This is a genomic window from Methylobacterium sp. AC433 (assembly GCF_979253015.1).
This window is the reverse complement of record NZ_CEEDBN010000004.1, coordinates 79,856-94,952: the sequence shown is the minus strand read 5'-3', so window position 1 is coordinate 94,952 and position 15,097 is coordinate 79,856. Positions and strand designations below refer to the sequence as shown.

Sequence of the window (15,097 nt, the reverse complement as noted above, 5' to 3'; positions counted from 1 at the left end):
GGGAAACCCCATCCATGAGCTCGACCAACCGCCCCCGCGCCTTCCGCATTCCCTCCGCGCCGCCGGAGGAAGTCGCCGACGGCGTCGCGCCGGCCCCGGCCACTCCGTCCCAGGTCCGCATCGTCGAGGAGCCCTTCGAGATCGTCGATGCCGCCGACGGTGTGGCGGTGCCGGTGGCGCCGAAGGCGCGCGCGCCCTGGCTCAGCCTGCTCCTCGTCGCCCTCGGAGGCCTCGTCTCCCTTGGCGTCGGCCTGTCGGTGGAACGGCTGATTGCCGACCTGTTCAGCGCGGCGCCCTGGCTCGGCGCCGTCGCGCTGGTCCTGCTCGCGGTCGCCGGCATCGCCTTCCTGGCCCTCGTCGCCCGGGAGCTTTCGGGGATCTGGCGAGAGCGCCAGATCGAGCGGGTCCGTGCGAAGGCGATGGAGGCGATCGCGACGCGCGACCATTCCGCGGCCCAGGCCGTGGTCCGCGATCTCACGGGGCTCTACGCCGACCGGACCGCGTTGGCGGCGGGCCGCGGCCGCCTCGAGACCCTGGGCGATGCGATTCTCGATGTCGACGACCGCATCGGGCTCGCCGAGCACGAACTGCTCGTGCCTCTCGATCGACAGGCCCGCAACGCCATCGCGGCAGCGGCCAAGCAGGTCTCGGCGGTGACCGCGCTCAGCCCGCGCGCCATCGTAGACGTCGCCTTCGTGATCTTCGCCGCCGTGCGCCTGCTGCGTCGGATCGCGACGATCTATGGGGGGCGCCCGGGCTTCCTCGGCTTCGTGCGCCTGGCACGGGCGGCGTTCGCCCATCTCACGGTCACCGGCGGCATGGCCGTCGGCGAGAGCATGATCCAGCAGGTGCTCGGGCTCGGCATCGCCGCGCGGGTTTCTGCCAAGCTCGGCGAGGGTGTGCTGAACGGCCTGATGACGGCGCGATTCGGTCTCGCCGCGATGGCGGTGTGCCGGCCCCTGCCATTCGTGCGCGAAGCGCCGCCGCGCCTGTCCGACGTGGCGGGCGAGCTTCTGAAGCCCTTGGCGGACGAGGCGAAGGGCTGAACGCTAGAGGGTCTTCATGAAGCCGGCGAGGCGCATCAGTCCTTCCGGCCACGGACCGTGCCCGCTCGCCGCGTTGATGTGGCCGGATTCCCCGGCATCCACCACGACGGCGCCCCAGGCATAGGCGAAGTCTTCGGCGCGGGCGTAGCTGCAGTAGGGATCGTTGCGGCTGGCGACCACGAGGGACGGGAAGGGCAGGGGATCGCGTGGAACCGGCGCGAAGGCGGTCACGCTCGCCGGGAGGTTCGGCGTCGTCTCCACATCCGGAAAGGCGACGAGGAGTGCGCCGCGTACCGCGCCGAGCGTGAAGCCCGGAGCCGCCTGGACGGCGGCCACCACGCCGAGGCTGTGGGCGATGAGGATGACGGGCTTGGCTGCCGCGTTCACCGCCTCGACGATTCGCGCCCGCCAAGCCTCCGCATCGGGATGATGCCAGTCATCCTGGGCAACGATCCGCCCGGTCGAAAGCCGTTCTGCCCAGCGCGCCTGCCAGTGCTCGTCTTCGGATCCGGCATAGCCCGGCAGGATGAGGATTTCGCAATCGGCAATCTTCATGGCTTACCCGATAACGGCTCCGCTTTGCATCGTCGAGGGTCGTTGGACCTTCCCGAACGCAACATCGTCGGAACGACGAAAGGGGCGGCACGGATCGCGTGCCGCCCCTCGATTTCGGGCGCTTCGGATGGTGTCGCTGCTCAGTGCGGCTTCGAGGCAGGGCCCTGAGCCGCGGCCGGCGAAGCCGTGACCGGCTCGTCACTGCCGGTGGCCCGCTGGACGGCGGCGTTCAGATTCTCGGGGTCGAGGGCGCTGGCGACGAATTCGCGGCCGCGATGGGTGACGTCGCGGGCGTAGCGCAGCCCTTGGTCCCGGACCTCGTCCGCCCAGGGACCGACATTCTCGTCCTCCGTACGGGTCCGGGGAAGCAGCGCCCCGATGAGCAGGCCGGCAGCGAGGCCGACGACGCCGACGAGCAGCGGATTCTCGGACACGAAGTCCTCGACGGCGGACCGCCCGTCCTGAATGCGGGCGCTCCCGCGCTCGCTCAAGTCGCTGACGCGGCGGCGCCCTTCCTGGCGCGTGTCCGATGCCCAACTCCGGGCATCGTCGTAGGCGTCCGAGGCGCGATCGCGCAGGTTCTGGACGGTGCCGGAGACCTGGTCATGGACGTCGCTCGCGGTCTCGGCGGCCCGGTCCCGGACGTCGCCGGCCCGTGCCTTGACTGCGTCGGTCGCGGACGAGCCGTGCGACCCCTCCGCGTAGATGCTGTGGGTCTGCGTGCCGGTGTGGTGCGAACCCGGGCTGGGTACGTCGTGCAGGGAGCCCTCGGTCTGGTGACCACGCGGCATGCCGGCGGCGAGGGCGATGTCGTCGGGGAGCGAACGGTGCTCGTCACCGGGCTTCTGGGTCGAACTCATGGGACACTCCTGAGGGTCGGCGAAGGCCGCGGGGGCCGGATCGAGTCTCTTGGGATCGGCCGTGGCGGCTCAGATCTGGGTCTCGCTCGCGAGGTGGTTGACGGGGTGCTGGGTCGGGAGATCCGGGTCGTAGACGCGGTCGGCACCCGTCTTCGTCACCGGCAGCGCGTCGGTGGCGAGACGCGCACGCCGCCGAAGCGCCGGGTTGGTCTGGTTCGTCGACATGCGGTGGACGAGCCAGCCGACGCCCGCCGCGATCAGCAGCACCGGAACCGGATTGCGCCGGACGGCTTCCAGAGCTCCGTCATAGGCACCGCTGAGCGGAGTTCGGCGGGCATTGCCCAACATCTCGTCGACGATGCTGGAGACCGACAGCCTCTCCTGGATCTGGTCGATGGTCTGATCGAGGCGGGCACGGCTCGCCTCGATGTCCTTCTCGAGTTCGTTCAAAGATTCGGTCATCCCGAGACCCTCTCAGACAATGTACGGGCGTCTTCGCGGACCTGTCGGGTCGTTCGGACGGGCGCCAGGGTCGAGAGCGACATGGCGTTCCGACCGATGAGGGCCAGGGCCACGGCGACGACGAGGAGAACGCCACCGACGATCAGGGCGGCCAGCGCCTCCGAGTGGACGACGGTGGCGAGCCATTTCACCAGGGCATCCACGAGGACGAAGAGCGCGACGACGCCGAACACGGCGGCGCCGACGAGGAGGCCGAGGCCGATGAACAGCGCGCGGACGTTGCTCGTCATCTCGTTGCGGAAGAGGGCGATCTCCTTCCGAGCGAGTTCGTTGGTTTCCCGCAGGGCGTCGCCGATCAGGCCCTGGATGCTGGATTGCGGACCGGTGGTCATCGAACGGCCCTTAGAGACGGTTGTGGGTCGGGTAGGTGTCGGTCAGGGGTGCAGCGCTCGTGGACTTGATGAAGCGGGCCACGACGAAACCGGTGAGGAAGCTGGCCACCGCCACCGCGACCGGCGCCCGCCGCGCGAAGGCCTCGGCATCCTCGTAGAACTCGGAGAAGCTGCGCTCCTCGATCGACGTCCCGAGATGCTCGAGGCCGTCGGCGGCGCTGTCGAAGAATGCCCGGATGTTCGGCTGAGCCTCGAAGGTCTTGCTCGATTCCCGTACCGACTTGGCGAGATCGGTGACGGAACGAGCGGCATCGCCCTTGCGCTGGTCGATGTAGTCGGTCGCATGCGAGCGGGCCGCCTCGACGAAGGTGCGGCCGCGCTCGGCCGCCACGTCCGCGATCCCCTCGACGTCGCCGCGCAGGGCCTTCCAGTCGGCGGTTGGGTTCGCCGGCTCCGCGCCCGTGGGACCTGGGGATTGATTTGCGGTCACGGTGATACTCCTCGGCACGAGATTGAAAGAACTGGCGTTTGCGACGGTTAAACAGCAGCGGGAGAGGCAGGGTTCCGCCTGCACCGATCGTGCATCCGGCACGGCCCGATCGGTCCCGCGTCAGCCGCCGTTCATCCGGCGTTGCGTAGGACGCGGAAGCTTGACCGTGGAGGCGTCAGGCGAAGGTATCGTGCGTGGTCTGCAAGATGCATCGTGGCATGGTGGAACAGGGCGGAATGTGTTTCCGCGGAGCTTTGTTTGCCGTGAACCCCGGACATTCAGGTCTTGACCCGGGTCCATCGAACGCGCTTGGCTGCATCGACGGATCGCGCTCGGCTTCCGCGCGTTCACCCAATGTATCAGTCTGGTCGAGCGCACATCTGCGCGAGACCCGTGAGGACCGGAGCCGGCTTCGTGGCACGTCTCGTCATCGTATCGAACCGCGTTGCTATCCCTGAGGAAGGGGGCAAGGCCGTCGCAGCAGGCGGCCTCGCGGTGGCCGTCAAGGAGGCCTTCACGGCCTATGAAGGGCTCTGGTTCGGCTGGAGCGGGAATGTCGTCGAGAACCCGTCCAGCGAGCCGACCCTCATCGATCGGAGCCATATCAGTTACGCCGTAGTCGATCTGTCACCCCAGGATCACCGGGAATATTACAGCGGCTTCGCCAATCGGGCGCTCTGGCCGATCATGCATTATCGGCTCGGGCTCGGCGCGTTCTCGCGTTCCGATTACGCCGGCTATCAGCGAGTGAACCGCATCTTCGCCCGCGCCCTGGCGAACCTCGTGGAGCCCGACGACATCATCTGGGTTCACGACTACCACCTGCTCCCGCTCGCCTCCGAGCTTCGCGGTCTCGGGATCGCGAACCCGATCGGCTACTTCCACCACATCCCGTGGCCGGCGGCCGACGTGTTCAACACGCTTCCCGCCAGTGGCGATCTCCTGCGCGGCATCGCGGATTACGACCTGATCGGCCTGCAGACCGACCCGGACGTGCACAACCTGACCCGCAATCTCATCGACGAGCTGCGGGCGATCCCGCTCGGTGGCGGGTCGCTGATGGTGGACGGGCGCCGCACGCGCATCCGCAGCTTCCCGATCGGCATCGATGTGGCCGGCTTCAAGGAAGCGGCGGAAAACGCGGGCTCGAATCGGACCGTCCGCGAGACCATGGCGGGCCTGCGCACCCGCAAGCTCCTCATCGGCGTCGACCGCCTGGACTATTCCAAGGGCGTGCCCGAGCGCATGGAGGCGGTGGACCGCTTCTTCGCCTCGAATCCCGACCAGCGCGGGAACGTCGTCTACCTCCAGATCACCCCCAAATCGCGGACGGAGGTCCCGGAATACGAGGACCTCAGCCGCGAGGTGAACGAGACCGTCGGCCATATCAACGGCACCCTCGGGGAGCCCAATTGGACGCCGATCCAGTTCGTCACCAAGGCCTATCCGCGGCCGGTCCTGGCCGGGCTCTACCGGGCGGCCAGGGTCGGCCTCGTGACCCCCATGCGCGACGGCATGAATCTCGTCGCCAAGGAGTACGTCGTCGCGCAGACCGAGGAAGATCCCGGTGTCCTCGTCCTGTCGAAGTTCGCGGGCGCGGCGCGACAATTGCCTGAGGCGCTCCTTGTCAATCCTTACGACCGGTTCGAGGTCGCCGAGGCGATCCGCACGGCGCTCTACATGCCGCGCGGCGAGCGCCTCGAGCGCTGGAAGCCCATGGTCGAACGCATGACGCGCGAGGATGTGGACTGGTGGGCGCGCAACTTCATGGCGGAACTCGAGAATTTCCGGACGATCGAACGCGAGCCGCCCCGTACGGCAGCCGCTGCGGAATGATCTTTCGGTGGCGCCCGGCGGCGCCTAACTCCGGGACGGCACCAGCGTCTTGATCGCCTCCGACCATATGATCGGCGTCGACGACGGCGTACCGGCGCCTTTCGGCGCGCATTTCGATGGGCGCGGCGTGAACTTCGCGCTGTTCTCGGAGAACGCCACGGCCGTCGACCTGTGCCTGTTCGATCCGGGCGAGCGCCACGAGACCCGCCGCATCCGCCTGCCGTGCCGCACGGACGACGTTTGGCACGGCTATCTCCGCGGGGTCTTCCCGGGCCAACTCTACGGCTACCGCGTCCATGGACCATGGGACCCGGCGCAGGGACACCGGTTCAATCCCGCCAAGCTCCTGCTCGATCCCTATGCCCGCGACATCCAAGGTCGAATCCGCTGGCACGATTCGCTCTACGGTCACCGGCGTGGCCTGCAAAGAGCCGACCAGATCGACCGGCGCGACAGCGCTGCATTCATGCCGCGTGGGATCGTCACGCCGCCGGAGGTGCCAGACCTCGCGGTGAGTCCGGTCTGCCGGCCCCTGTCCCAGTCCGTGATCTACGAGGCGCACGTCAAGGCGCTGACCCAGACGCACCCCGACGTGCCGGAAGCGGCCCGCGGTACCTACGCGGCCCTCGCTCATCCGGCCATCATCGAACACCTTTTGAAACTTGGCGTGACCGCCATCGAGCTCCTGCCCATCCAATCCTTCGTCGACGACCGGTTCCTCGTCGAGAAGGGCCTGGTCAATTTTTGGGGCTACTCGCCGCTGAACTACTTCGCCGCCGATCCACGCTATCGGGGGCCGTCGGGAATCGGGGGCCTGCGCGCGGCCATCCGCGAACTCGCCGCCGCGGATATCGAGGTGATCCTCGACGTCGTCTACAACCACACCGCCGAGGCCGATCACACCGGGCCGACCCTGTCGTTCCGCGGCGTCGACAATGCGAGCTACTACAAGCTCAAGCCGGAGAACCGCCGCGAAGAAATCGACTGCACCGGCTGCGGCAACACCCTAGACCTCGACCATCCGCGAGTGATGCAGATGGTGCTGGACTCCCTGCGCCACTGGGTGACGGCCTACGGCGTCGCGGGCTTCCGCTTCGACCTGGCGACGAGCCTGGGGCGAAATCCGCACGATTTCAGTCCGAAGGCCGCCTTCTTCCAGGCCGTGGCCCAGGACCCCGTCCTCGCCCACGTGAAGATGATCGCGGAGCCCTGGGACATCGGCGCGGGCGGCTACCAGCTCGGTGGCTATCCCCGCGGCTGGAGCGAATGGAACGACCAGTTTCGCGACAGCATCCGGGGCTTCTGGCGGGGCGACCGGGGGACGCTCGCCAAGGTCACCCAGGGGCTGTCCGGCTCGCGCGAGATCTTCGCGGCGTCCGGCCGCTGGCCGCTGTCGAGCATCAACTTCGCCGCCTCGCATGACGGCTTCACCCTGGCCGACGTCGTGGCCTACGAGGAAAAGCACAATCTGGCCAACGGCGAGGACAATCGCGACGGTCATGGACACAACCTCTCGCGCAATTACGGCGTCGAGGGCGAGACGACCGATCCGGTCATCCTCAACCTGCGCGCCCGCCAGAAACGCAACCTTCTGGCGACGGTGTTCCTGGCGCAGGGTGTGCCGATGCTGCTGATGGGCGACGAGCGCTCGCGCAGCCAGGGTGGCAACAACAATGCGTACGCCCAGGACAATCCCACGAGCTGGATGGACTGGGAGAACGATCCCGATCTCAGCCTCACGACCTTCGTCGGGAATCTGACGCGCCTGCGCCGCGAGCAGCCCGCCCTGCGCCGGCGCGATTACCTGACCGGCGCGCTGGTGGAGAACGGACCCCTGCGCGATGTCCATTGGCTCGCGCCAAGCGGCACCGAAATGGCGGATGGCGACTGGTCCGATTCCGAGCGTCAGGCCTTCGGCATGCAGATCGGCAACGACCTGCCGCAGGCCGATCGCCTGTTGATCCTCGTCAACGCGGCCGAGGAGCCTTGCGACTTCACCCTGGCGCCGATCATCGGTGGTCCCTGGACCCTGGTCTTCGACACCACCAAGCAGACCGGCGCGGTGCCGGCCGGCCAAGCCCTCTTTCCGCCGGGGGCCGGCGTGCGCCTCGACGCGCAGGCCATCTACGTCCTGCGGGCGAGGCCCGCCTCCGCCTACAGGGCCTGACCACACGCCCCCTCCGAACGCGACCGAGGCGCACAGTCAGGACGCGGAAGCTTCCTGCCGAAGCTCGTGGCGCGCCTGTTCGAGGAACTCTTCGCGCTCAGTCTCGGACAGGGGCAGCAGCGTGCAGTCGGAGGTCAAGTGGGTGTCGGCGCCGCCGGCATCCCAGCACCGTTCGCCATGGCCTCTCCGAGCGAAATTCAGCTTGGCCCTGGCGAGGACCAGGGATGCGTCTGCCTCGGTCATTTCAAACCCCGGAACGCGGCGAATGTGTCTTCGGAGCCCGAGGCAAATGTCGGGCCGGCGATCGTGGGTCCGACAATCCTGTGCAGTGCACAAAACTCTTTCGCTCGGTGGTTGTCGCGGCCAAGCCACGCCTTACCTCGACGGTGACGCCGCAGGGAACAACACGGTGCGCGCCGTCTTCTGCAAGGTGCGACGGACGCTCACGGACCGCGGCGAACGCGAGAAACGGAAGATGGTGGCTTGATGCGGCGCGCCCACAGCATGGCCTTCGGCAGCGAAGTGTCGAAGGACGGGGTCAGGTTCGCCTTCTGGGCTCCGACCGCCAAGGATGTGAAACTTGTCCTCGACGGGACCGATCATCCGATGCCGGAGGCGGGTGAGGGCTGGCGGCGGCTGACCGTCCCAGGCCTGAGCGGCGGCGCGCGTTACGGCTACCGCATCGACGGCGATCTCGTGGTGCCGGACCCGGCCTCCCGCTTCCAGCCGGACGATGTCTCCGGTCTGAGCGAAGTGGTCGATCCTCGTGCCCACGATTGGGCAGACGGCGACTGGAAGGGGCGGCCGTGGGAAGAGGTCGTTCTCTACGAGCTTCATGTCGGCACGGCGACGCCGGAGGGCACCTATGCCGCCCTAGAAGGCAAGCTCGAGGATCTGCGTGACCTCGGCGTCACCGCCATCGAACTCCTGCCGCTTGCCGACTTCAAGGGCACGCGCAACTGGGGCTACGACGGCGTCCTTCCCTACGCCCCGGACAGCGTCTACGGCCGACCGGACGACCTGAAGCGGCTGATCGACAAGGCGCATGCTCTCGGGCTGATGGTCTTCCTCGACGCCGTCTACAATCACTTCGGCCCGGCCGGGAACTACCTCAACGCCTACGCCAAGACCTTCTTCACCGAACGCCACCAGACTCCCTGGGGCGCAGGGATCAACTTCGACGGTGAGACCAGCGGGCGCGTGGTCCGCGACTTCTTCATCGAGAATTCCCTGTATTGGCTCGAGGAATTCCACTTCGACGGACTTCGCTTCGACGCGGTGCATGCGATCCTCGACGATTCCGAGAAACACTTCATCGGCGAGCTCGCCGAGACCATCCGCGCGCGCCTACCCGGGCGCCACATCCACCTCGTCCTCGAGAACGAGGCGAATCAGGCCCGATGGCTCGAACGCGATCCGCAGGGGCAGGCGATCCAACACAGCGCGCAGTGGGCGGACGACCTGCATCATTGCTGGCACGTGCTGCTCACCGGCGAGGATGCGGGCTATTACGCGAGCTTCGCCGACAAGCCGGTCGAGCACCTCGCTCGCTGCCTGTCGGAGGGGTTCGCCTATCAGGGTGAGCCGTTCCCGACCCTCGACAATCATCCGCGCGGGGAGCCATCGGCCCACTTGCCCCCCTCGGCCTTCGTCACTTTCCTGCAGAACCATGATCAGGTCGGAAACCGCGCTCTCGGAGAGCGCCTTAGCGCCCTGTGCGATCCCCGGAAGCTCGCACTCGCCCGGGCCGGTCTGCTCCTCAGTCCGCAGATTCCCATGCTCTGGATGGGCGAGGAATGGTCGGCGACCGCGCCGTTCCTGTTCTTCGTCGATTTCGCGCCGGACGAGGAGCTGAACAAGGCGGTTCGCGAGGGACGGCGCCGGGAATTCAAGAGCTTCGCGGCCTTCGCCGACGACACGTCGGTGATCCCGGATCCCACGGAGGCGAAGACCTTCACGGATTCGCGGATCGATTGGGCCGAGCGCTCGGAGGCGCCTCACCGTGCCGTCCTGGCCGACACGCGCAACCTGCTTCAGATCCGTCACCAGAGCGTGGTGCCTTTGACGAAGACCCCCTATCTCGGCGCCAAGGCGGTCCTGCCGCGCGCCGACGTCGTCGACTGTACCTGGACTTACCAGGGCGGCCGGCTGCGCTTCGTCGCCAATCTGGGTGTCGATGATTTCACCGTCGAGCGCGGTGACGCGCAGGTCATCTGGTCGAGTGGGTCGGGCAACGGATCGATCGAACTCCCGTCATGGACGGGTGTCTTCCTGACGGGTGTGAAGTGATGAGCCGCGACCTCGAACGCCTCGCCGACCTCCTCGGCGTCGCCGCAGGCTACACCGACGCCTTCGGGCAGCCCGTGGAAACCGCCCTCGACGTCCGGCGCGGGATGATCGCAGCGCTCGGCTTCCCCACCGAGACGGACGACGATATCGCGAGAAGCCTCGCCGAGGTCGAAGCGGTGCGCAGCGGCTTGATTCCGCCGCTGCTGCCGGCCGAAGCACGCCGCGCGACCAGCATACCGATCCGGACGGCGGGTGCCGGCGGTACCCTGTCCTGGCGTCTCGTCGACGAGCGCGGCCATCATCGCGAGGGTCGCGTCGCGGTCACGGGCTCCGGCTCCGGCTTCGAGCTGCCGCCGCTCACACCCGGCTATCACCGCCTGTCGGTCGCCCTCGGCGAACACCGTTCGGAGGCCTGGGTGATCTCGGCGCCGCAGCGCTGCTGGCGTCCGCGGGCCTATGCCGACGAGGGAGCCCGTGACTGGGGCTTGGCGGCACAACTCTACGGTTTGCGTTCGCCTGACAACCTCGGGATCGGCTCCTACGCCGATGCGGGCCGCGCGGCACGGGATGCGGGCCTGCGCGGAGCATCCTTCCTGGGCCTCAGCCCGGTCCACGCGCTGTTTGCCACCGATCGCACCAAGATCTCGCCCTACTCGCCGTCCTCGCGGCTCTTCCTCGAGACCCTCTTCATCGAACCCGGCGCCCTGCCGGGCTTCGTCGGATCCAAGGCCGCCGATCTCCTGGCCTCCATGGCGGACCGGATCGAGGCCCTGCGGGAGGCCAAGCTCGTCGAGCATGCCGGCGTCTGGGCGGTGCTCTCGCCGGTGTTGCGGGCATTGTGGCAGGAATCCGCGGCACGTGACGGGATGGATGCCGGCTACGCCGCCTTCCGGTCAGCTGGCGGCGAGGACCTCAAGGCCCACGGTACCTTCGAGGCCCTCGCCGAGCATTTCCAGGCGCAGGGCGCCCAATGGCTCGGCGACTGGCCCGAGGAGATGCGCCGCAACGGAACGCCCGCGGTGCGCGCCTTCGCCGAAACCCATGCCGAGGCGGTGACCTACCACATCTGGCTGCAGTACCTCGCCGACCGCCAGCTCGAGGACGCGTCGAACACCGCCCTCGGCACCGGCATGCGCCTCGGGCTCTATCGCGACCTGGCGGTGGGCGCCGACCGCGGCGGCTCCGAGATCTGGTCCCATCCCGAGCGCTTCGCCAACGGCGTCTCCATCGGTGCGCCGCCGGACCTGCTGGCTCCGAAGGGGCAGGATTGGGGCCTGCCCGCCTTCCACCCGCTCGAGATGGAGCGAGACGGGCTCGCGGCGTTCCGCGCCCTCGTGGTGGCGAACATGCGCCATGCCGGTGCGATCCGGATCGACCACGCCTTCCAGCTCGCTCGCCTCTTCCTGATTCCCGTGGGACGCTCGGCGAAGGAGGGCGCCTACGTCGCGATGCCGTTCGAACCGATGCTCGCGGTGCTGCGTCTGGAGAGCCATCGCGCCAAGTGCCTCGTCATCGCCGAGGATCTCGGGACCGCACCGGAGGGCTTCTCCGATGCGCTGATGCAGGCCGGCATCCTCAGCTACCGCATCCTCGCCTTCGAGCGAGAGCAGGGTGCCCGCTTCAAGCCGCCCGCCGCCTATCCCCGCGATGCCCTGACGGCCATCACCACCCACGACCTGCCGACCTTCGTCGGCTGGTGGCGGGGCGTCGACACCGACACTCGCCAGGCCCTCGGCCTCTACGATTCCGAGCGGGCCGATGCGGAGCGCCGCGAGCGCGTCGAGGAGCGCGCCCGGCTTACCGAGGCGCTGGCGGGCGAACAGCTGCTCCCGAGCTACGATCCGCCCGAGGCGGCGCCCTTCGAGGCCGCCGCCCGCTATCTCGGGCGGGCGCCGTCCATGCTGACGGCCGTTCAGTACGAGGACGTCGTCTCCGAGTTGTCTCAAGCCAACGTCCCGGGCTCGACGGAGGGATATCCGAACTGGCGGCGCAAGCTCGATCGCACGCTGGAAAGCATCGCTGCCCCGGGCGGTCCGCTGGCCAAGCTCGCCGCCTCCCTGGCCGCCGAGGACCGTGGCCCCCGCTCGGGTGCCGCCCGCCTCGCCTCGGCTCCGCCCCGGTCGACCTACCGCCTGCAGTTCCACAAGGACTTTACCTTCGCGGATGCCGAGAAGATCGTTCCCTATCTGGCTAAGCTCGGCATCAGCCACGTCTACGCCTCTCCGATCCAGAAGGCCCGGCCGGGCTCGACCCACGGCTACGACATCGTCGATCATTCGACGATCAACCCGGAACTGGGCGGCGAGGGCGGCTTCGTGCGTTTCTCGGACGTGCTCCACGGAGCCGGCCTCAAGCTCCTCCTCGACATCGTGCCGAACCACATGGGCGTCGGCGGCGCCGACAATCCGTGGTGGCTCTCGGTGCTCGAATGGGGCGGCCTCTCGCCGTCGGCCGAAGCCTTCGACATCGACTGGTCGCGTCTCGGCGCCAAGAACAAGCTCGTCGTACCCTTCCTCGGCGACCGCTACGGCGAGGCTCTGGAGAAGGGGACGCTGGCGCTGAAATTCGACCCCGAGAAGGGCGCTTTCAGCATCTGGCACTATGAGCACGAATTCCCGATCTGTCCGCTGCAATACCCGACGATCCTCAATCGCTCGCTCGCGGCCCTGGGTGACATCGAGGACGCCGCCGCCCTGGAGGTTCTCGGCATCTCCGAGCGCCTGCGCCTGATGGGTGAGGAGACGAGTGACGAGCGTCGCCGAGCCTTTCCGGCCGAGGCCGAGGAGCTCAAGGAGCGCCTCGTCGAGGCCGTCGAGGCCTCGCCGGCCATCGCGGCGGCCATCGGGCGGACGCTGAAACTGCTGAACGGCGCCAAGGGCCACCCGGACAGCTTCGGCCCGCTGCACCGCCTGCTGGAGCAGCAATCCTACCGCCTCGCCCATTGGCGGATCGCCGCGAGCGACATCAACTACCGTCGGTTCTTCGACGTGAACGGCCTGGCGGGACTGCGCGTCGAGAAGTCCGACGTGTTCCAGCGCTCGCACGAGACGATCTTCCGCCACATCGAGGCCGGGCGGATCGACGGGCTGCGTATCGACCACATCGACGGCCTCGCCGATCCGCTCGGCTATGCGCGTGCGCTCCAGGCCGCGATTGGTCCGGGCTTCTACGTCGTGGTGGAGAAGATCCTCGAACCCGGAGAGCGCCTGCGGCCCTGGCCCGTGGCCGGCACGACCGGCTACGACGTGCTCAACCAGCTCGACGGCATCCTCGTCGACAAGGGGAAGCGCGCCGAGATCCGTATGCTCTACGAGAGCCGTACGCAGTTCGACGAGCCCTACAAATTCATGCTCCGCGCCGCCAAGGCCGAGATTCTCGAGATCAGCTTCGCCTCCGAGCTGGAGGTGATGACCTCCGACCTCAAGGCGGTCGCGGATGCCGACCGCCGCACCCGCGATTTCTCGGTCAACGCCATTCGCAGGGCGCTCATCGAGATCATCGCGCGCTTCCCGACCTATCGGAGCTACCTGCCGGGGGACCTGGACGAGAGCGACGTCGAGGACGAGGATATCCGCCTCATCGAGACGGCCGTGAAGAAGGCCAAGCGCTGGAGCGCGTTGCCGGATCGCTCCGTGCACGATTTCGCCGCCGACGCCATGCTCGGGCGCATCGACGTGACGGGTCCGGGTCGGCCGGACCCGGAGGTGATCCTGCGTTTCCGTCGCCGCTTCCAGCAGCTCACCGGCCCGGTCATGGCCAAGAGCCTCGAGGATACGCTGTTCTACCGCTTCGCCGAGCTCCTCGCCCTCAATGAGGTCGGGGGCGATCCGGGCGAGTACGGCATCGACGCGGAGCATTTCCATATGCTGCAGGCGGCGCGGGCCCGCGATTGGCCGAACGCCATGATCACGACCGCGACCCACGACACCAAGCGCGGCGAGGATGCCCGCTCGCGCCTGCTCGCCCTCTCTGAAATTCCGAAGGATTGGAGCGTCGCCTGGGAGACCTGGACGAATCTCGCCCAGCCCCACCTCACGGTCGTCGACAAGGAGCCGGTGCCGGACGCCAACGATCAGTGGATGTTCTTCCAGGCCATCCTCGGCGCCTGGCCGCTGGAATTGCTGGAGGCGGATGACGCGACCGCGATCGAGGATTTCCGCGGTCGTCTCGACGCCTATGCCGAGAAGGCCCTGCGCGAATCCAAGCGTCGGTCGAGCTGGGTCAATGTCGACGAAGTCTACGAGGGCGCGGTCCATGACCTGTTCGCCCAGTTGATCGCACCGGGTTCCGCGTTCCTGGCGCAGTTGCGTCCCTTCGCGAAGCGTCTCGCCCATCTGGGCATGATCGCCGGCCTCGGCCGGACCGTGCTCAAGGCGACTCTGCCGGGCCTGCCCGACACCTACCAGGGCACCGAGTTCTGGGACTTCTCGTTCGTCGACCCCGACAACCGGCGTCCCGTTGACTATCCGGCGCTGGCGCGCGCCCTGGACGAGGGGAGGCCGGCCGCAGACCTCCTGGCGCATTGGACGGATGGGCGGGTGAAGCAGGCGACCCTGGCCAGGCTGCTCGCCGACCGCGCCGCGCGCCCGAGCTTCTACGCCGATGCCGACTATCAGGCGCTCCCCGCGTCTGGTCCCCGGGCCGACCATGTCATCGCATTCACACGTTCCGATGCGACGACGGGCGAGGGTGATCTCGTGGTCGCGGTGCCACGCCTCGTTTCCGGCCTCGTCGGAGATGCCATCTGGTCGGGCGACGCCTTCGCCGGGACGGGGATTGCGGTGACGCCGGGATCGGCCTGGACCGATCTCGTCAGCGGCCACGAACTCGTCTGCGAGGATGGCAAGATCGAACTCGGACGGGCCTTCGCGCGTCTGCCCTATGCCGTCCTGAAGCGAGTTCGCTGACGGTGGACCGAACGCGCTCCCGAGATGCGGAGTGCACCGACACGATCGACGCGGGGGAGGGATCGACCTTCCCCGTCGCGGTCGCGTCCCCTT

11 protein-coding genes are annotated in these 15,097 nt (G+C 68.1%); 5 read left to right on the top strand and 6 right to left on the bottom strand.

The annotated features are described in order from the left end of the window. Positions 1-14: 14 nt before the first annotated feature. Positions 15-1,046 carry a YcjF family protein gene (locus AC0IWM_RS08490; RefSeq protein WP_471754261.1) on the top strand — a complete coding sequence of 344 codons (1,032 nt, stop codon included), beginning with the start codon at positions 15-17 and terminating at the stop codon, positions 1,044-1,046. 3 nt (positions 1,047-1,049) lie between these two features. On the opposite strand, the gene AC0IWM_RS08485 is transcribed toward AC0IWM_RS08490, so the two are convergent. From AC0IWM_RS08485 to AC0IWM_RS08465, 5 genes are all read right to left on the bottom strand, one after another. Continuing rightward, positions 1,050-1,601: an RBBP9/YdeN family alpha/beta hydrolase gene (locus AC0IWM_RS08485; RefSeq protein WP_471754259.1), complete on the bottom strand. Its 552-nt coding sequence runs from the start codon at positions 1,599-1,601 to the stop codon at positions 1,050-1,052. Between the two features lie 140 nt (positions 1,602-1,741). Continuing rightward, positions 1,742-2,461 (bottom strand): ElaB/YgaM/YqjD family protein, encoded by a 720-nt coding sequence (locus AC0IWM_RS08480; RefSeq protein WP_471754257.1) that lies wholly within the window; start codon positions 2,459-2,461, stop codon positions 1,742-1,744. A gap of 69 nt (positions 2,462-2,530) precedes the next feature. After that, positions 2,531-2,923, bottom strand: a complete 393-nt coding sequence (locus AC0IWM_RS08475; protein WP_471754255.1) for a DUF3618 domain-containing protein — start codon at positions 2,921-2,923, stop codon at positions 2,531-2,533. After that, the gene (locus AC0IWM_RS08470) at positions 2,920-3,315 is read right to left on the bottom strand and encodes a phage holin family protein (RefSeq protein WP_056475805.1); all 396 of its coding nucleotides are present in this window, start codon (positions 3,313-3,315) and stop codon (positions 2,920-2,922) included. The genes AC0IWM_RS08475 and AC0IWM_RS08470 overlap by 4 nt, the downstream gene beginning before the upstream one ends. Positions 3,316-3,325: 10 nt before the next feature. Then, entirely contained in the window at positions 3,326-3,805 is a 480-nt protein-coding gene (locus tag AC0IWM_RS08465) for a hypothetical protein (protein ID WP_471754253.1), read from the bottom strand. 414 nt (positions 3,806-4,219) lie between these two features. On the opposite strand from AC0IWM_RS08465, the gene AC0IWM_RS08460 reads away from it, so the two are divergent. Together AC0IWM_RS08460 and glgX are read left to right on the top strand one after the other, a co-directional pair. Continuing rightward, a complete protein-coding gene (locus AC0IWM_RS08460) occupies positions 4,220-5,641 on the top strand; it encodes an alpha,alpha-trehalose-phosphate synthase (UDP-forming) (RefSeq protein WP_471754251.1) in 1,422 nt (473 codons plus the stop codon). A 67-nt stretch (positions 5,642-5,708) separates the two neighbouring features. Further along, entirely contained in the window at positions 5,709-7,808 is a 2,100-nt protein-coding gene (gene glgX / locus AC0IWM_RS08455; protein ID WP_471754604.1) for a glycogen debranching protein GlgX, read from the top strand. A gap of 36 nt (positions 7,809-7,844) precedes the next feature. Here glgX and AC0IWM_RS08450 read toward each other — a convergent pair whose 3' ends face one another. Further along, positions 7,845-8,051: a hypothetical protein gene (locus AC0IWM_RS08450; RefSeq protein ID WP_471754249.1), complete on the bottom strand. Its 207-nt coding sequence runs from the start codon at positions 8,049-8,051 to the stop codon at positions 7,845-7,847. Between the two features lie 243 nt (positions 8,052-8,294). Between AC0IWM_RS08450 and treZ the strand changes: the two genes are divergently transcribed. Further along, positions 8,295-10,097, top strand: a complete 1,803-nt coding sequence (gene treZ, locus AC0IWM_RS08445; RefSeq protein WP_471754247.1) for a malto-oligosyltrehalose trehalohydrolase — start codon at positions 8,295-8,297, stop codon at positions 10,095-10,097. Beyond that, positions 10,097-15,004: a malto-oligosyltrehalose synthase gene (locus tag AC0IWM_RS08440; RefSeq protein WP_471754245.1), complete on the top strand. Its 4,908-nt coding sequence runs from the start codon at positions 10,097-10,099 to the stop codon at positions 15,002-15,004. Before treZ ends, AC0IWM_RS08440 begins: the two co-directional genes overlap by 1 nt. Positions 15,005-15,097 lie beyond the last annotated feature (93 nt).